Source organism: Bartonella vinsonii subsp. arupensis OK-94-513, from assembly GCF_000278235.1.
In the GTDB taxonomy this organism is placed as follows: Bacteria; Pseudomonadota; Alphaproteobacteria; order Rhizobiales; family Rhizobiaceae; genus Bartonella; species Bartonella arupensis.
Window position 1 is genome coordinate 780,580 of record NZ_JH725037.1, and the last position, 17,314, is coordinate 797,893.

The 17,314-nt window shown below is 37.5% G+C and carries 13 protein-coding genes and 1 tRNA gene; 6 read left to right on the plus strand and 8 right to left on the minus strand.

The features are described 5' to 3' along the window. Window positions 1-3,993: autotransporter outer membrane beta-barrel domain-containing protein (locus ME1_RS08235; RefSeq protein WP_004863228.1), on the minus strand; the 3,993-nt coding region annotated here is incomplete at its 3' end. A gap of 969 nt (window positions 3,994-4,962) precedes the next feature. After that, window positions 4,963-5,039: transfer RNA gene (locus ME1_RS03395), tRNA-Met, on the minus strand. Between the two features lie 172 nt (window positions 5,040-5,211). On the opposite strand from ME1_RS03395, the gene ME1_RS03400 reads away from it, so the two are divergent. Both ME1_RS03400 and ME1_RS03405 read left to right on the plus strand, forming a co-directional pair. Beyond that, window positions 5,212-6,177 (plus strand): Gfo/Idh/MocA family protein, encoded by a 966-nt coding sequence (locus ME1_RS03400; protein ID WP_004863230.1) that lies wholly within the window; start codon window positions 5,212-5,214, stop codon window positions 6,175-6,177. 36 nt (window positions 6,178-6,213) lie between these two features. Then, window positions 6,214-7,332 (plus strand): DegT/DnrJ/EryC1/StrS family aminotransferase, encoded by a 1,119-nt coding sequence (locus tag ME1_RS03405; RefSeq protein WP_004863232.1) that lies wholly within the window; start codon window positions 6,214-6,216, stop codon window positions 7,330-7,332. A gap of 196 nt (window positions 7,333-7,528) precedes the next feature. On the opposite strand, the gene ME1_RS03410 is transcribed toward ME1_RS03405, so the two are convergent. Together ME1_RS03410 and ME1_RS03415 are read right to left on the minus strand one after the other, a co-directional pair. Then, window positions 7,529-8,176, minus strand: coding sequence for a hypothetical protein (locus ME1_RS03410; RefSeq protein ID WP_035009306.1), 648 nt, complete (start codon window positions 8,174-8,176; stop codon window positions 7,529-7,531). 26 nt (window positions 8,177-8,202) lie between these two features. Next, entirely contained in the window at window positions 8,203-8,799 is a 597-nt protein-coding gene (locus tag ME1_RS03415; protein WP_004863236.1) for a DUF1134 domain-containing protein, read from the minus strand. Window positions 8,800-9,015: 216 nt separating this feature from the next. Between ME1_RS03415 and chpT the strand changes: the two genes are divergently transcribed. After that, window positions 9,016-9,654, plus strand: a complete 639-nt coding sequence (chpT, locus tag ME1_RS03420) for a histidine phosphotransferase ChpT (RefSeq protein ID WP_004863238.1) — start codon at window positions 9,016-9,018, stop codon at window positions 9,652-9,654. Between the two features lie 193 nt (window positions 9,655-9,847). On the opposite strand, the gene ctrA is transcribed toward chpT, so the two are convergent. Continuing rightward, window positions 9,848-10,549 carry a response regulator transcription factor CtrA gene (gene ctrA, locus ME1_RS03425; protein WP_004863240.1) on the minus strand — a complete coding sequence of 234 codons (702 nt, stop codon included), beginning with the start codon at window positions 10,547-10,549 and terminating at the stop codon, window positions 9,848-9,850. Window positions 10,550-11,116: 567 nt separating this feature from the next. On the opposite strand from ctrA, the gene ME1_RS03430 reads away from it, so the two are divergent. Next, entirely contained in the window at window positions 11,117-11,497 is a 381-nt protein-coding gene (locus tag ME1_RS03430; RefSeq protein WP_004863242.1) for a hypothetical protein, read from the plus strand. Window positions 11,498-11,629: 132 nt separating this feature from the next. Here the strand turns inward: ME1_RS03430 and sciP are convergent, their stop codons facing one another. Further along, window positions 11,630-11,905: a CtrA inhibitor SciP gene (gene sciP / locus ME1_RS03435; RefSeq protein ID WP_004863244.1), complete on the minus strand. Its 276-nt coding sequence runs from the start codon at window positions 11,903-11,905 to the stop codon at window positions 11,630-11,632. A 322-nt stretch (window positions 11,906-12,227) separates the two neighbouring features. Between sciP and mnmA the strand changes: the two genes are divergently transcribed. Beyond that, complete coding sequence (mnmA, locus tag ME1_RS03440; protein WP_004863246.1) at window positions 12,228-13,436, plus strand: tRNA 2-thiouridine(34) synthase MnmA; 1,209 nt, start codon at window positions 12,228-12,230, stop codon at window positions 13,434-13,436. Between the two features lie 71 nt (window positions 13,437-13,507). Here the strand turns inward: mnmA and ME1_RS03445 are convergent, their stop codons facing one another. Next, window positions 13,508-14,323: a TrmH family RNA methyltransferase gene (locus ME1_RS03445; RefSeq protein WP_004863248.1), complete on the minus strand. Its 816-nt coding sequence runs from the start codon at window positions 14,321-14,323 to the stop codon at window positions 13,508-13,510. A gap of 784 nt (window positions 14,324-15,107) precedes the next feature. Here ME1_RS03445 and ME1_RS03450 point away from each other — a divergent pair. Beyond that, window positions 15,108-16,016: a cation diffusion facilitator family transporter gene (locus tag ME1_RS03450; protein WP_004863252.1), complete on the plus strand. Its 909-nt coding sequence runs from the start codon at window positions 15,108-15,110 to the stop codon at window positions 16,014-16,016. Window positions 16,017-16,390: 374 nt separating this feature from the next. Here the strand turns inward: ME1_RS03450 and ME1_RS03455 are convergent, their stop codons facing one another. Further along, on the minus strand, window positions 16,391-17,287 hold the full coding sequence (locus tag ME1_RS03455) for a metallophosphoesterase family protein (RefSeq protein ID WP_004863254.1): 897 nt from the start codon (window positions 17,285-17,287) through the stop codon (window positions 16,391-16,393). Between the last annotated feature and the right edge of the window lie 27 nt (window positions 17,288-17,314).

The following is a 17,314-nucleotide window of genomic DNA, read 5'->3' on the forward strand; positions in this document are numbered from 1 at the left end:
ATCATCACCAAATGTTTTGATCAAGTTGACTTTTCCATAGAAAGACATCAGACGGTTGTTTTCAGTGGAAAGGGTTTTGGTCAGACGCCCACCAACACGGATTAACCATTGAGAAGGATTGTTCATATCAATGGTCATATCATTCGCATCTTCAATGGGTTTAAACATTAAATTTTGATAAACAATTTGTGCTTGAGGCTCAAACTCTATTCCTACCATCCCTGTAGTAAATTTTTTACCAACGGTGGCAGAAGCGCTCAAGGTTTTTGTATCCTTTAATTTCGCAGCATTTTTAACAAGAGCCGTGGCAATATCTCCGTTTACCATGCCATAGGATGCTAAGAGATTGACATACAAGCCATTGTTATGTTCTAGACTACCGTAAGCTGTGAGAGCCCATTTGTTGAGTGTGCTCTTATCAGCATCCTCCATCTCTTTGGGGGTAAAAGACAGTTGCCCATAGGTACCCATAAGTCCCAAATGCGTGGTAATGTTTTGGCCTTCTATTTCTACCAAAGAAGCTCCTGCTTGTGTGGTTGCATAGCGAATATCAGCGCCATAGCCATATTGGAAATGACCCCGCGCGGAAGCTAAGGTTGCAGTACTGCCATAGGCTGAAAAGAAGAAAGAATAATTCTGTGTTGTGGATATATCAGCTAATAGTGCACTTTGTTTAGCAATGTCGGTAAAGCCAGCATAGAAGAGAGCATTGGGCATCACTATATAACTTGCTGATTGCGGTACGAGAGCAGGTATGTCACCACCAGAGCCAGAACCCGCCCCTGTTTCAGTGTTAGAGTCAAGAAATGCCTTGTGTAAGCGGAAATCCCAGAAATCTTTATTCTTTTCATCAAAGAGGTTTTGTGCAATATCGGCTTTGCCTTGGCTTGATGTTGGTCCATAGGCAGTGAGCGTGTATTTATAAGGTAAACCACCTAATGTGGTATAGCCATTTACCAGTTTAAAAGAGTCTTCTTTTGCTGTTCCAGAGACTTGGATAAGAGAAAGGCCTCCTGTATTTGAGGGATCAGCAGTATTTTCTCCATTCTTTTTATTCCCTAAATCGCTTTTGACATAAACTGTTGTGGTGCCAGAGACATCTCCATGGATGAGGAGGCGGTCTGTTTTTTGTTCATCTCTTGCAACTCCATCACTCCATGCCATGTTAAAGCCAATCTTGGCATTCCCAGAGGCATTGTAAACTTCTGTGGTATCAGGCTTGCCTGTTCCTATATGCAATGTATGATAATGCTCTTCTATTGGTCCTTGAAAAACAATTTCACTGTCATCGAGATTAAGCACAGAAATATCGGAACGTGATCTTTGAGTGATATGAAGTGGAATGCCATCATTATTTTTTTCGTTTATGCTTGTTTTTAAGAGCCATGTTGTACCATTTTTTAGATCAAAGAGTATTCTGCCATTTTTGTCATTGTTTACTCTACCTTGTAAAGTTGTGTGATCGGTAACCAGTGAGAAAGCCCTATCGGGTTTTGTTTCATTCATTGTGTTTGTAAGTAGCGTATCAGCAAGGATTTTTGCGTTTTTAAGATTAACTTTTCCTGTTGATCCCTGTGTACTGATCCCAACAGCATTTTCAACTTGTAATATTGTATTGGTCAAATTGATCTGTGAGGTTTTGTCTTTCTGAGATTTATCAAACCTTATGCCATTGTTTTCTGCTTCTGCAGTGATCTTTCTTCCATTAATCTGTCCGCCATCTTTTACAACAAATGCAGCTTCTCTTGCTTTTACAGTTCCTTCTATCATTGTGATTTTAGATTGTTCACCATCTGCATAGAGCCCATCACCATAAGATGTTACTGTAACGTTGTCGTCTAGAGTAATGGTACTGCCATTTTGAGCTTGTATACTATTTATTTCAGTATCAAAAGTTCCTCCTGATACTGTTATTTCAGAATGACTATCTGCATTTATACCATTTTCTGCGTTTTTAACAGTGACGTTTTTTAAGGTGACTTTACTTTCAGAAGTATTGATTCCTACTTTTGTCAGGGTTTCATAGTTATGGCTTGTTATTACGAGATTTTCCAACGTATTTTCGTTACTTTTGCTGTTTTTAAAAGAAGCACCAGTTCCTATTGCGGTAATAACTCCTTGCTTTAACTTGATGATACCACCGTCGTTTGCCTCGATCCCGATTAAAACATCTTCAATCGTTGTATTTTGCAAATTGATCATGCTGTTTTGGAAATTAGCACTTACACCCGTTCCGTTGCCATCTGTTTTAAGAACAGCATCTGTGATAGTGATACGCCCACCAGTAGTAGATCCATTTAATGATGTTCCTGTTAACACAGCAGTTTGTTGCCCAGAGACTTTGATAGGTGTATCTGTTGATCCGGTTACTTTGATTTGGCTATTAGCTTGCGCCCAGAGCCCGATTAAAGCATCTTTAATCTCTGTATTTCCACTCAATTCAAGAATGCTACTTCCAACGGCTTGTACGCCGATTCCGTAGCCATTTGTTTGAAGCAGAACATTTGTGGCAGTGATGTGTCCCCACGTTGCTGCTACCATAGCAGTTTGTTGCCCAGTGATTTTGATAGGTTTATCTTCTGATCCCGTTACTTTGATTGTACCACTACCTTCTGCTTTGAGCCCGATTAAGGCATCTGTAATCTCTGTATTTCCATCCAATTCAATCATGCTGTTTTGGTCAGTAGCTTGTACGCCAATTCCATTGCCATCTGTTTTGATAAGAACATCCGTAACAGTGATATGCCCAGCATGTGCTGCATTCACTCCGATTTCTTTTCCGGTGATTTTGATAGGCGTATTTATAAAGGGATCTTTTGATCCAAGCACCTTGATTTCACCACTACCTTCTGCCTTGAGCCCGATTAAGGCATCTGTAATCTCTGTATTTCCACTCAATTCAATTAAGCTGCTTGGGGAATCGGAAGGTGATTCGTTATCGTTACGCTGTGGGCGGTAGGAATATGCGCCAATTCCGCTTCCATTTGCTTTTATAGTGACATTTTCGGCAAAGATATGCCCGGAGTTTGCTGCATTCACTCCGATTTTTTTTCCGGTAATTTTGATAGGCTTATCTTTTGAGCCATATACGTTGATTTTGCTGTTGTTGTAGCCTGCTACTTCGAGCCCGATAGAAGTATCTGTAATTTCTGTATTCCCATACAGCTCAATTGTGCTATCGGCGGAACGTACACCGGTTCCATTACCACCTGCTTTTATAGAAACATCTGTGAGCATGATGCGCGTATTGTTTGTTGCTACTACTGCAGTTTCTTTTCCGGTGATTTTTCCTCCTATCATCTGGATTAGTGATTGTGGATCTTTTGCCCAGAGTCCATATTGATTAGAGGTTATTTTAACATTGTCTGTCAGAGTAATAAAGCTGCCGCTCTCAGCACCCACTTGTCCATTAAAGGATCCCCCTGATACTGCTACACTGGCATTCTTTCTTGCCTGTAAAGCAATGCTAGCTGAAGCAGTTACATTTTTCAAAGTGAGGAAGCTGTTATAGGCATCTATCGCGGTGTATTGCGGCTCGCTGCCAATGACTGAAATTTTTACATTTTCTAGTATGTTTTTGTCACCATAAGGTCTGCTGTTGAAAAAAGAAACAGCAAATGCAGTAGCTGTAATGGATCCTCCAGTCATTTTAATTGCGGCATCATTTTTTGCTTCAAGCCCGCGGAAAATATCAGAACCAGTTCCTTTAATGGTTGTGTTAGATAATTGAATATAACTGCCTTTGTCTTTAGCTGCTACAGCAAATTCCATTGTGATTTTATTTATATCTTTATTTCCAATGATTTCTAAATTAGTGCCAAAGATTCTGCCGCCATCTAATGCTTGGAGTTTTTCGTAGGTTGCTCCTGTTGTAGCTGTTTTTACTGCTCCTTTACCAGCTTCAAGTTTTTCAGAAGCTTGTAGGTTATGATGGGTGCCAAACAGCACAACTGCTGCAGCTGTTGTGCAGGACAAAAGGAATTTTTTAGACATTTGTATTTTCCGATACTCATAAGCGGCCAGTGTCATTCCCCCGCTTATAAGAAGGCTAAACAATGGATGTCTTATCATTAATAATATTTATTTATATAACATGAGTTAATTGTTGTTGTTTGTCAAATATTAATAATTTACTTTAAATGGTAAAATAAATCATTTTTATTATTTAATACATAATGTGTATATTTTTAATATATACTAATAATTAATATTTTTATTTAAATTTATAATTTATTATATTTGTGTTAAAATAAAATTGATAATATATTTAAATTATAAACTTAACTTATTGTCTATTATTATGCTGTTATTATTCATAAATAGTGCATATTATCTTATAATAATCTTAATAGATTTAAGACACAAAGAGAAAATAATGAAATGGTAGCTAAAAAACCAAAAAGAAAAAATGATGAATGAGAATGATGGTGTCTGTGCAGCTATAATCATGCAATAGAAAATGTTTTTATGGTGCCACCTCAGAATCAGAATGGGAGAAATTTGAGGGGGTTCTTATAAAAATATCAGGAGATTTAAAATAATTTTTGAAAGGTTTTTGTAGAACTTTTGAGTGTCCCTTAAAAAGGCTCAACTGTAACATGCGCTTTTGTGCTAAGTGGAAAGAGGTGGATGAGAGAGGAATACTTGATAATATATTGTCTTTATGTGTATTTTTATCATTAAAGGCATTATTTCCAAATGAAAGTTTGATACCAAAAAATCAAAAATGAAATTCGCTTCAAAATCAGCAAAAAGTCATAATAAAGATTTTTATACTCATGAGATTATATCCCTGTAAAAAGAATTATGCTCTTTTTATGAGATGGCTGCTAAACTGTTTTTGTGTAATTGTTGGTGCTTTCTTAATGTGAATTTGTCGTTTTTAGAGTTTTGTACAAAACACGCTGACAAAGCAAACAGACGAACAATAAAACTCTTTAAAAAGCATTCTGAAAAACAAGATGGTAGCGGAGGAGGGATTTGAACCCCCGACACAAGGATTATGATTCCTCTGCTCTAACCTACTGAGCTACTCCGCCAAAACAGATAAATATCATTGCAATTCATCTTATCTTTTGCGGATATAAGAGGTAGAATAGTAAGATGTCAAGCATCGTTTTTAAGCTTTTCTCTTGTCATTCTATTTCATCCTCGATATGGAATGAATGAAAGTATATTTTTTTTATTGATGGGTAGGGGTAAAGCATAAAAATGGTGCCACGTGTAGCGGTTTTAGGATGCGGTCATTGGGGGGGGAATCATATACGAACACTCCAACAACTTGGAGCTTTAGCAGCAGTTTCTGATATGAATGTTGAGCGTGCTGCAAGCTTTGCTTGCATGTATGGGGTTGAAGCTATTGCGCCTGAAGATCTTTTTACTCGTAAAGATATTGATGCATTGATTCTGGCATTGCCTCCACAACTTCATACAGAAAATGCACTGTGTGCTCTTAAAAATGGTAAGGATGTTTTGGTTGAAAAACCAATTGCATTGAATGTAGCGGATGCTGAATATCAAGTCCAAGTTGCTGGTGAATATGAACGAATTTTTATGGTTGGTCATATTTTGCGGTTTCATCCTGCTTTTGAAAAAATGTGTGAGTTGGTAGCAAAAGGAGATCTGGGTGATGTACGTTATATTTATTCTCACCGATTAGGTTTTGGAAAATTTCATACACAAAGCGATGCTTTATGGGATCTTGCTCCTCATGATCTCTCAATGATTTTGGCTTTAACAGGATGTGAACCTTCTGAGGTTCGTGGCGAGGGGGCTGCTGTCATTGATCAGATTTCTGACTTTGCTCATATTCATATGACTTTCCCAAATGGTATACGGAGTCATCTTTTTACTTCACGTCTTAGTCCTTATCGCGAGAGGCGCTTAACGGTTGTTGGGACAAAAGCTATGCTCGTTTTTGATGATATGGAACCATGGAACCGTAAATTGGCATTACACCGTTTTGCTGTTTGGAAAGAGAATCAAGAGTGGGCTTTTAGCACTGATGCGTTGAATTACATTGATGTTTGTGAAGATTTGCCGCTTACTTGCGAATTGCAACATTTCCTTCATTGTGTTGAAACGCGTCAATCGCCTCGCACAAATGGTGATGATGCTATTGCTGTTTTACGGATTTTAACTGCTGCTAGTTTCAATTATATTAAAGAAGATAAGTAATGCTCGTACATTATTGTGATGATCAATGGAGTTAATATGCAATTCATCGACCTTGAAGCGCAGCGTGTGCGCATTAAAGATAAAATTAATTCTGCAATCGCGCATGTGGTCGCTAGTGGTAAGTATATTTTAGGGCCAAAAGTAACAGAGTTTGAAGAACGATTAGCAGATTATCTTGGTGTTAAACATGTGGTTGCATGCGCTAATGGAACTGATGCATTGAAAATGCCTCTTATGGCTCATAATGTCGGTCCAGGGGATGCTGTTTTTTGTCCTAGTTTCACATTTTCCGCAACCGCTGAAGTTGTCGCTTTAGTAGGAGCTGAGCCGGTTTTTATTGATGTTCTGCCTGACACATTCAATATTGATGTTGAAAAACTTTGTGAAGCAATCAAAATGATTAAAAAAGAGGGGCGTCTTAAACCAAAGGCAATTATTGCTGTGGATTTATTTGGGCTTCCTGCTGATTATGCACAAATTGCTAAAGTAGCAGTAAAGGAAAATCTTTTTGTTATTGAAGATGCTGCTCAATCGATGGGGGGAAGAAGCGGTAATATTATGTGCGGAGCTTTTGGTAATGTTGCCGCGACAAGCTTTTATCCTGCAAAACCATTGGGATGTTATGGCGATGGAGGTGCTATGATGACCAATGATGATAATTTGGCAACACTTTTACGTTCTATTTTGTTTCATGGTAAAGGTGAAACGCAATATGATAATATACGTATCGGCATGAATTCACGTCTGGATACTATTCAGGCTGCAATTTTGCTAGAAAAACTTGAGATCTTTGAAGATGAAATGGAAAAGCGAGTGGCAATTGCTCGACGTTATTCCGAGGGTTTAAGAGATATTGTCACAGTTCCAGAAGTGGCAGAGGATGTGCGGTGTGCCTATGCACAATATACGATTAAGGTGAAAGAACGTGACAAATTAAAGGATTATTTACAGAAAGAATCTATTCCTACAATGGTTTATTATAAAACTCCATTGCATCAACAGCCCGCTTATAAACACTTCCCTTCTGTAAAAAATTCTCTTTCTGTTTCTGAATCTTTGGGAAACTGTGTTTTAAGTTTACCGATGCACCCTTATTTAACGCACACTGATCAGGATATGGTTATTCAGAAAATAAGGGATTTTTATCATTCTTGATGGAATGTTTTATTTCTTAAAGCTGTTTAAGAATGAATTTTGTTTTTGGTTTTATCTTGGAAAGTATTTTTGATTTGTGATTAAAAAATAAAGTCAGAATGAGCAGTTCTTTTGCTAAGAGAATAGCTTACCTCTCTATAAAGATCGTCAGTGTTTATTATTCTAGATCTTCACTTAAGTGGTTTTAAAAGACAATTTAAAGAGGTATTTTTTTGGTGGAGGCTATTTTTTTCTGAATAAGCGATGCTAGGTCATTTTTACTTTTAGAATTTTTTGTCAATATGTTGATAGGGGATGATTCACCCTCTTGTAATGCTATTTGAGCAGCTAACATTGCTGCTAATTCCTTTGTTTCTTCACGCAATTCATTTAGGAGTTTTTGGTTCTTTGTGCTGTCAAGCTCGTTGGTTTGAATTTTTTCTAAACATTGCTGATAATGTGCAATTTTTTCATGCATAGTTTTCATTTCCATTATAAAAATATTTGTCGCATCAGAACTTTGTTCGATTATGAGTGCTTCTTTTGGGGAGGAAGATGTATCTGGTATGGGAAGACATAATCGATAAAGCTGTTCTGTTACTTGGCTAAGTTGTATTTTCTGTTGAGCATATTTTTTTTGCAAACAGTCGTATTTTTGTTCATTGTGCGCTTGTTCCACAGCATGTTGTGCGCGAAGAAAATCGTAGTTCGCTTGTATTTCAGTATATGATAACGGGATTTGTGCAGAAATATCTTTATGCGCAAAATGAACAGCTCTGCGCCAAATAAGAGGAGCAAAAAGCACGAGTAACCAAGAGGTAAAAGCAACTCCAAAAATAAAAAAAAGAAACGATTGGATAAGCATAAAACCTCTTTTTAGTAAAAGTTCATTTAAAACGGGTTCCATGTTGGTGTGGGCGTTAATTTTAAATATCCCACATTAATACCAAGACGTGCGCCAATGCCTGTACGTATTGGAACTAATAAAACATTGTGGCGTTTAAGAACATGAAAACCAACACCTGCAATTAAATAGGCCGAACCTGAAATACCGCCATAGCGTCCCCATAAATTATTTATAGTATTAAGATCGTAAACTAACACCATTAAACGAGAACCTTGTCCGCCAAGATCCCATCCCACAGAGGGACCTTGCCAAAAAACTTTATGCTGACCGTAGTTTTTGGTAAAAAGTTTTCCTTCACCATAGGTTAAGCCAGCAAAAAAAGCACCAGAAGCTTCTTCTCCTAATATATAGGCATTGGGATAACCGTATTGTGAAAAAATATTTTGAATTGCTACTGCTATACCGCTGGCAGTTTTTCCAAAAAAAGTATGACCAGAATCGATAATTTCTTGCAACGAATAGTGGGGTTCATTTTGTTCTATTGGTCGGAGGTGAGCATTTGCAGTATTTATGATGACGAATAAAAGGAAGATGACAGATACAATATTTTTGTACCAGCGTATGAGAAGAGAGAGAGCCATAGAGTTTTTCCCTTTTATTAGTTAGAAACAAAAAGATAATATTAGGATTTTTATTCTATTCAAATAAAAAATAAGAAGTAAATTTATTTCGATTTTTGAATTTGTTTCTGAAAAAAATATCCTGATTGTTAAAGTTTCCTTGTATGTATGCATTGGATGTTAAGAGTTTTTCTTTAAAATGAAGTTTATTTTTAAATCGAGGAGTTCTCAATAATTATGACTTTAGCTATTTCTTTAAATCCTACTGATCTTGCTGCTTTGCTTTGTAGTCGTATTTGCCATGATTTGGTTTCACCTGTTGGCGCTATTCAAAATGCAATGGAGCTCTATGATGAAGGAGGAGCTGAAGAAGATGCTTTGCAATTGGTGCGTTTGTCTGTTGCGAGTGCCTCTGCGCGTCTACAATTTGCGCGATTGGCTTTCGGTTTTGCAGGAGCAAGTGGGGGACAAATAGATACACGTTCTGCTGAGCAAGTTGCACAACAATATATGAAAGAAGAAAAAGCAATTTTAAAATGGAAAGCACCCTCTCTGCTTTTACCAAAAAATGAAGTTAAGCTTTTGCTTAATTTATTATTGATTGCAAACGCAACAGTTTTTCGTGAGGGAGAAATCGTTGTTATGATTTTGCAAGATGAAGAGAAGCGTTCTTTTCGATTTGAGATTTGCGGTAAAATTTTACGTCTTCCGCCTCATTTTATTGCGTTATATAAAGGAGACGTTCAAGAAGAATTTGTCGATGCTCATGCCATCCAATTTTATTACACACTGTTACTTGCTGAGATAACAGATATGCAAATAAATATCGATGAAACTGAAGGCTGTATTATTTTAGAAAGTATAAAGAAGCTTTGAAAAAAAGAGAAGCACTTAAACCATGCTAAAGAAAAGACGGCTTAGATTGTATCTGCAAACCGGACGTTTGGACTATTAAAGCCTTAAGCATTCTCTATATACAAGAGATTATTTGTGTGCGAGCCGTTTATTATAACAGAGAAAAAATCTCGGCCCGCTACACTCCGAGATTTTACAATGTGCATTTCACTGCTTAAGCGGTTTTACGAACGTTCTCTTCAATTGGATCACGTAACACATAACCACGTCCCCAAACGGTATCAATGTAGTTTACATTAGAAGAGATTGCTTCCAATTTCTTCCGCAGTTTACAGATAAAGACATCAATAATTTTAAGTTCTGGTTCATCCATTCCACCATAGAGATGATTGAGAAACATTTCCTTGGTGAGTGTAGTACCTTTACGTAGAGAGAGAAGCTCTAGCATTTGATACTCTTTACCAGTTAAATGCACAGGATGCCCAGCAACTTCTACTGTTTTTGCGTCAAGGTTAACGGTGAGATCGCCGGTAACAATAACTGATTGCGCATGCCCTTTCGAGCGACGAACAACCGCATGAATACGCGCAATAAGCTCATCTTTATGGAATGGCTTCGTCATATAATCATCTGCACCAAAGCCAAAACCACGAACTTTATCTTCAATGGCATTCATACCGGAAAGAATGAGGACAGGGGTCTTTATTTTTGCTAATCTTAGAGTCCTTAAGACATCATAACCTGATATATCAGGGAGATTGAGATCAAGCAAAATAATATCATAGTCATAAAGCTTACCTAAATCGACACCTTCTTCACCTAGATCAGTGATATAAACATTAAAGTTTGCTGACTTTAGCATTAATTCAATGCTTTGAGTCATCGCTTTATCGTCTTCAATTAATAATACGCGCATTTTAGATCCCTCACTTTGCTCCTCCGAATCAAAAGGAGCATTTTTTTATCAATAGCGGGTTTACCAGCCGTGATAAAAACAATTCATGAAATCAAACACTTATAATATAAAGTGTCTATGAATATTTCAGTAGTACGCGTAACAATCACTACTGCATTTCCCACTATCTGCGATAGTGGTTAACAAAATATTTTTATTTTTGAAAGAGGTTAAAAAATTATTTTAGAAATAACCGCATATCTTTTCATTTAATGAAAAATGCAGCATTTTTTTACTTAATCTTTAACTTAAAAAAAATCTTATAAGAGATCATTTTAAATTACTTTTTTACAATTTCAGTTTTTATTTACTGAGCTTTAAACCTCTTCACTCTATAGTGCAGGTGAAAAGTAAAGAAAGAGTTATATCTTTTTAAAGTAAGTTGTGTTCACAAACGCTTTAAGGATGTCGAGAAATTATAGTTTTAAATAACCAAAAGGACTGTTTTCGTTAGAAAGAGCATAACGAGAAGTTCATGTAAGAATGCGAATACGCGTTTTGAGTTGGCGCAATCGAGGAGTAGTGAGTATGAAGCCACGGGAAAGTATGGTGCGATTAAGGATGTTTCAAGCGCGTGGAAAGCGTCGTGAAATTGCACAGCTTGAAATGATGATCGCAGAATTTGAGCGAATGGTGTTAGAACTGGAAGCACAAATTATTAACGAAGAGCGCAAATCTGGAAACAATGATGTGCACCATTTTGCTTATTCTGCTTTTGCCCGTGCGGCGCGGCAAAGGCGTGATAATCTTATAAATTCGATTCGTGATTTGCAGATTCAAAAAACAAATGCTGAAATTGCTCTCCATGAAATTAATACAGAGTTGCAACATGCACAGCTTCTTGAGGCACGGGAAAAGAAAGCAATTGCAGATGATGATTCAATTCATTCTCACTCAATGACTGGATAATAAAAGTGAGATTTTAGAAATAAGTTCTTTGAGATGCTTAATACTGAAAGCACAAAAAACAGCCAAACTTTTTAAAAGTTTGGCTGTTTTTAAAGTGTTTTTGAGCCGCTATCGAAACATTATCAATGGCAACTAGTGCCTGTAATGTTGGATTCTGGTCGTTCGCAATCCAGCTAAACCGTGTTCATCAATTAAACTTTGCCATGAAAGAAATTCTTCTACGGTCAAAGTATAGCGCTGACACGCTTCATCAAGACTTAACAATCCACCTCTAACAGCCGCAACAACTTCAGCTTTGCGACGGATTACCCAGCGCCTTGTTGTTTTCGGCGGTAGATCGGCGATTGTAAGTGGACTTCCATCTGGCCCAATAACATATTTCATTTGTGTTTTTATCAAATTGGTCATTGTATCCTCTACCTTGAGTCAAGGACTTGATTCGTTTGTAAAACATGAAATTTAAAAAAGAACTAAACCCGTTGAAAAAAAATTAATAAAGTAAGTCAGCGTATAAAAATGAGTGCAAAGTGAAGTGCATAGAAGAGCTTATTGCAATATTTTATCGGATTTTTATTATGCCTTATTTCTATCACTCTTTTTTTGTTTGCAGGCATTTTTAAGAAAATGATGCTCTTGGTTGTGAAAAGGATAAAAAAACAATATAAGCGGATAATGAAGAGCACCCATAAGAACATGAAGGAATGGGTATCCATTAATAGAGAATGAATATATGTTTTTAAACAGTCTTGATTTACCAGGACAACCTGAGAATTCTCGCATTGTTGTAGCAATGTCGGGAGGAGTTGATTCATCAGTTGTTGCAGGCCTTTTGAAAAAGGAAGGGTATGATGTCATTGGGATCACGTTACAGCTTTATGATCATGGTGCTGCAACACATCGGGTAGGGGCGTGTTGTGCTGGGCAAGATATTGAAGATGCCCGCCGTGTAGCAGAGACATTGGGGATACCTCATTATGTTCTTGATTATGAAAAGCGATTTCGTGAAGCGGTGATTGATCCTTTTGCAGAAAGTTATGCACATGGGGAGACACCAGTGCCCTGTGTTGCATGCAATCAGACTGTCAAGTTTGCTGATTTATTAGCGACTGCGCGCGAATTAGGTGCAGATGCTTTGGCAACAGGACATTATATTCGTTCGCGCCCCCATGGTGTGCATCGGGCACTGTTTCGTCCTCTCGATAATGATCGTGATCAGAGTTATTTTCTTTTTGCAACAACACAAGAGCAGATTGATTATTTGCGTTTTCCACTTGGTGATCTTCCGAAAGCACGTGTTCGTGAAATAGCGGCAGAAATGGGCTTTGTTGTTGCTAATAAACATGACAGCCAAGATATTTGTTTTGTTCCACAAGGCAAATATTCTGATGTTATCACAAAATTGCGTCCGGAAGCTGCTAATCCTGGAGTTATTGTGCATATTGATGGGCAGGTTTTAGGAAAACATTCAGGGATTGTTAATTATACTGTTGGTCAACGTCGCGGTATTGGTGTTGCAACGGGTGAACCACTTTATGTGGTTTATCTCGATGTAGAAAATGCGCGTGTTATTGTTGGTCCGCGTGAAATGCTGGAAACACATAAGCTTTTTTTGCGTGATGTAAATTGGCTTGGGGATGAGCGGTTGGATAATTTTCCTCCCGATGGTGTTGAAGTGGCTGTAAAAGTTCGTTCAACGCGCCCTCCACATCTTGCGCGCTTACATTATCAAGAAGGTGTTTTTTCCGTTGACTTGTTGGAACGTGAGAATGGTGTAGCACCAGGGCAAGCTTGTGTTCTTTATGATGGGAATGGTGATGCCGCACGTGTTCTGGGCGGTGGATTTGTAACTCATTCGGAACGTGCTGCTGATACTGAAATGATGTTAAAGCGCGTTTTGTGTAATCTGGAAACAAAAACGGCCGTTACTTTTCAAACTTAAACCGCCTTTTATAAATAAAAATGACATGCTCGGGTGGGAGATATTTTCCTCCACTTGAATTGTTATTATTGTTAGTGAAGTTTAGCAAAATCACAAAAGTGAGCGAGTGCAATACCTGAGGCTGTGGCAACATTGAGGCTATCAAAACCGCGGGCCATGGGAATACGTAAGGTTTCTGATTTTTCTAGTACATGGGATGGCAAACCATCACCTTCGGTTCCAAAAATAAGCGCTGTTCTTTTGGATGTTTTTGCTTGCTTGAGAGTGCATGAAGCAGAGGGGGAAAGTGCATAAGTATGAAAATCTGCATCATGGAGAGTTTCTAGAATGTTATTAATATCAGCACCTTGCGTATAGGGTACTTTTAGAGCTGCGCCAGCAGAAACTCTGATTGATTTACGGTAAAGCGGATCGCATGAGGTTTTGTCAACGATAATACCATTAATAGCAAAGGCTGCTGCGTTGCGAAAAATAGAGCCCATATTATCATGGTTAGAGATACCGCATAAAATGAGAATCAAAGCTTCTTCTGGTAAATCGTGTAAAAATTTTTGTAATGACGGTAATATTCTGCGTTTGCCTATACCGAGTATACCACGATGAACATGGAAGCCTACAATATTGTCCATAATTTTTTGCGGAACGCAATAAATAGGACATGTTGGCTGTGTTTGCTCTAAAAGGGGCATAAGTCCAGGAAGGCGTTCTGTCACTATTAACAGGGAGAGAGTAGAAAATTCTTTCGAATGCAGTAATGCTGACAATATTACTTTACCTTCAGCAATAAATTGTCGTTGCCGACCAACAAGATCTTTTTCACGGATGTTCTGATAGTCTCTCAAACGTGTGTCATCAATTTCGGAGATTGTTGTAATATTCAAATGCATAGGGGGAATTTTTAGTGCTCTTTTTTTTAAATTGCTAGATGTTAAATGTTTGCTTTATTTTGAATAAGAAAAACGAAAAAAATATTATTTAAACCTATGGTAGAATTTATGTTGACACAATGCAACTATTAGTATACTAATGAGATACCGAGTGCGATGCAATTAGTTTTGTTCTCGTGTCGGGTGCAGGGTTTTAGGTCCCCGCTATTTCCTAAACTCTGCATATCCTTAAATTTCTAAGGGAAAAGAATCTGGGTCCCCAATGCCCAGATTCTTTTTGGGGAGTGATTGTCTTTCTTTTTTTCTGAAAATAGTTTTCATATTGTTTTCGCGGTCATACTTTTTGACACGTTAAAGTATAAGCTTGTCTAAGCGATTTTTTTTGCTGTGTGCAATTATACTGCTCTCTTGATGCGTTTGATACGCATAAAAGTTTGATAAACGGTATATGAATAAATACGGTTGAGGAAAGATAACAGATATTTTTGCGATTATAGGAACCTATCGGTATTAAGCCACTCAAAAATTTATTAATCATGAGGGTAGTGGGGTTGTTTTCTTTTAGAGAATTTTTTTCTTGTTTGAGACATATCCACATTACTCTATTTGTTATGTTATATCTTATAGCTTGGCTGTTTTTGCGAAACAATGATGCGTTGCGGGAGCCGTTTATTGTATAGTCAGCTTTTGTGATATTGAGAAAATATTGGTAACATTTCAAAAATATCATAGAGTATGTGGTTGAAAGTGTTCTTTCTTATTGAGTGAAGAAGAGGGTATGGTTATGAATGTAAAAACCAATATACAAAGCTTAACTTTATACTCTATTTTCGTTGCTTGTATCGTTTTTGCTTTGAAATATTGGGCATATCACATTACCGGTTCAGTTGCGCTTTATTCTGATGCATTGGAATCAATCGTAAATATACTTGCTACATTGGCAGCGTGGTGGGCTGTTAAAGTAAGTATGAAGCCGGCGGATCATGATCATCCTTTCGGACATCATAAGGCGGAATATTTTTCTGCGATTCTTGAAGGAATCCTGATCATTATTGCGGCAATTATTATTTTAAGAGAAGCATGGATAGCTCTTTCGACCGTTAAATTATTACAAAAACCCGGTATATGGCTGGTTATTCATCTTGTTGCAAGTGTCATTAATTATCTATGGGGGTGGGTTTTAATTCGACAGGGAAATATCCACCGTTCACCGGCTCTTAAAGCTGATGGAGTGCATTTCATAACGGATGTTTTTACTTCTGTTGCCATTTTAATTGGTTTGGTTGCTGGTTTTATGGGGGGATGGAGTATTTTAGATCCGATTTTAGCAATCATTGTTGCTGTTAATATTCTTTTGCAAGGGTGGAAGGTGATTAGGAGTGCCGTACAAGGGTTGATGGATGTTGGAGTTGAGTTGAATGAAACCATGCGGATTCGTGAACTTATTTCTGCAAATGCACAGGGTGCACTTGAAGTCCATGATTTGCTTACACGTGTTGCTGGGAGAGTCACTTTTATAGAGTTTCATTTGGTTGTACCAGCTGCAATGTCTGTAGGAGAAGCGCATCAGATTTGTGATAAAATTGAAGCTGTTCTTCAAGAAGAATTTGATAATGTGCGTATTTCTATTCATGTTGAGCCTGAAAATGAGGCTAAGTTGCCTCTAGGTACAACGGTTGTTCCTTTTATATAAAAAATTTCTTCTCATTGTCTGTAGCACTGTAAAATATTGTGTTGCGGAAGAGAGATATAAGGATACATCATATGTAAATAATGGCTGTCTGTATCTCGTTTTTGTGTTCTTTTGCATCAACTAAGCAGAGAAAAGTGAAGTTAAATGGAATATTTTTGATCAGGACTTTTTCAGTGAGCTTATGGCGTGAATCACATCAGTGTCCAGAAGATGGAACATAATCTCGAGAGAAATTGATCCGTCATGATTTTGGTGGTTTAAGATTTTTTACCTTAGAATAAGGGGGAGACAAAGCTATTATTTAAAGGGATATAAAGCAAAAATATTTTTTTTTTGATTATTTTGGTAGCTTTGGGATTATTTTTACAAAGCGTTTAAAGATTAATTGTTTCAGTGCAGGCTATTTCATTATTTTGATTGATAAGACTATAACGTTGTAATTGGCAGCTCCATTGATGGTGAGAGCCTTCAATAGCAAATAAGTTGAAGCCTGCAGGTGGTTTTTTATCACCAAAAGCTTGCGATGCAGAAGAAACACCAACAATGGGAATTGTTCCCATTGTTCCTTTAATAGTATGCAATGTGGGCAGATGGGTATGTCCGTGAAGAACGAGTTCACAACCGTGGTGTTTGATAACATCTAGAAAACGCTTGATGCCCCATAATTTTTTATGCCAAGGCGTTGCGTGGTGAAAGGGAGGATGATGTATCATAACGACACGAAAAAGATTGCGTGTTGCTGCCTCATTTAAAAGTTTTGATAAAGCTTGCGCTTGCCTTTTGCCAAAATAACCAGAAGCTAGAAAAGGTGGTGTAGCAATAGCTGAGGAAGTTCCTATAATGGCGACATTTTTGCGAATGCGCATGTAAGGAAAGAGAGGATTTTGAGGGAAATCATCTGTAATCCACGGTTGAAAGAAAGTACAGGCTTTTTGAAATGTTCCACGAACATAGGCGTCATGATTGCCAAAAATTAAAGAAATATTTTGAGGCTGGCCTTGGGTAAGCAACCAATTGTGTGCTTGTTCAAATTCTTTATCTAGAGCAAGATTAACAAGATCCCCAGAGATGACAAGGTGATCAGGATTTGTTTTTTTTAAGGCATCCATTAAAGTTTCAAGAACATTCGTTGCCATTTTGTGTTTGCGTTTTTTTTGCCAATTAAGATAGCCGGTAAGGCGTTTCCCACAAAGTTCAAATAAAGAAGGTTGTGGCAGAGGTGAAAGGTGCACATCTGATATATGGGCAAGGTAAAACATAGACGATAGCATAGCGTTGAAAACGATTTAGGCAATAAG

Coding starts and splice junctions, on each gene's coding strand:
- ME1_RS03400 (WP_004863230.1), top strand. CDS start 5,212: ATGGTGCCACGTGTAGCGGTTTTAGGATGCGGTCATTGGGGGGGGAAT.
- ME1_RS03405 (WP_004863232.1), top strand. CDS start 6,214: ATGCAATTCATCGACCTTGAAGCGCAGCGTGTGCGCATTAAAGATAAA.
- ME1_RS03410 (WP_035009306.1), bottom strand. CDS start 8,176: ATGCTTATCCAATCGTTTCTTTTTTTTATTTTTGGAGTTGCTTTTACC.
- ME1_RS03415 (WP_004863236.1), bottom strand. CDS start 8,799: ATGGCTCTCTCTCTTCTCATACGCTGGTACAAAAATATTGTATCTGTC.
- chpT (WP_004863238.1), top strand. CDS start 9,016: ATGACTTTAGCTATTTCTTTAAATCCTACTGATCTTGCTGCTTTGCTT.
- ctrA (WP_004863240.1), bottom strand. CDS start 10,549: ATGCGCGTATTATTAATTGAAGACGATAAAGCGATGACTCAAAGCATT.
- ME1_RS03430 (WP_004863242.1), top strand. CDS start 11,117: ATGAAGCCACGGGAAAGTATGGTGCGATTAAGGATGTTTCAAGCGCGT.
- sciP (WP_004863244.1), bottom strand. CDS start 11,905: ATGACCAATTTGATAAAAACACAAATGAAATATGTTATTGGGCCAGAT.
- mnmA (WP_004863246.1), top strand. CDS start 12,228: ATGTTTTTAAACAGTCTTGATTTACCAGGACAACCTGAGAATTCTCGC.
- ME1_RS03445 (WP_004863248.1), bottom strand. CDS start 14,323: ATGCATTTGAATATTACAACAATCTCCGAAATTGATGACACACGTTTG.
- ME1_RS03450 (WP_004863252.1), top strand. CDS start 15,108: ATGAATGTAAAAACCAATATACAAAGCTTAACTTTATACTCTATTTTC.
- ME1_RS03455 (WP_004863254.1), bottom strand. CDS start 17,287: ATGCTATCGTCTATGTTTTACCTTGCCCATATATCAGATGTGCACCTT.